Annotated in this window: 1 protein-coding gene; it reads right to left on the minus strand. The window is 51.3% G+C overall.

What is annotated here, in order from left to right; genetic code table 11:
• Window positions 1–137, minus strand: a 137-nt coding sequence (gene recO / locus AC5ZGW_RS46770; protein ID WP_496114215.1) for a DNA repair protein RecO, incomplete at its 3' end; no start/stop codon positions are given.
• Between the last annotated feature and the right edge of the window lie 460 nt (window positions 138–597).

Here is a 597-nt window from a genome sequence, read left to right on the forward strand (position 1 = left end):
GGCTGCATGATGCGCGAACGGCCGGAGCGGACGAGACCGAGATGGCGGCCGCGCTCACGCGTCATCACCTCGGCGATGACGCTCGTCTCGCCGTGGCGCTTGACGCCAAGAATGATCGCCTGATCCAGCCATTGCATCGGAAAACCGTCCTTCAGCCTGCCGATTCACTCTAAAGCCTTTCTTGGTCAGATTGAAGCGTTCTGAGCAGCAGGGCTCTGCGGCAGGGCTAGAGCATCGGCCCGAAAATCGGACTCGATTTTCGGAAAGCCTGATGCGTAGATTCAAAGAGCTGGAGCGTCCTTTGTGCGTCCGAACGGACCACGGCGCTCTAATGCAAATGGCCCCATTTTCGGGGCCATTTTTATTTGCCAGTTAAATCATTCTAAGGTTGTAGAAAAATAGACAGATTGAAATTTTTCTGCCTTGATGACGGATAATGCACATATGAAATCATACTAGATCTGAAAAAAGACAAGTAAAAGGCTCGGCGCGGACCCTGCGTTAAGAGAAAATTTTCCCTAACGCATTCTTATGAACGTCATAAAGGTTGTGTTCGCCAGGGGTTCCAGATGCGTTTCTTTTCGACATCCATCGTGC

It is taken from the genome of Bradyrhizobium sp. Crot121, assembly GCF_059512385.1.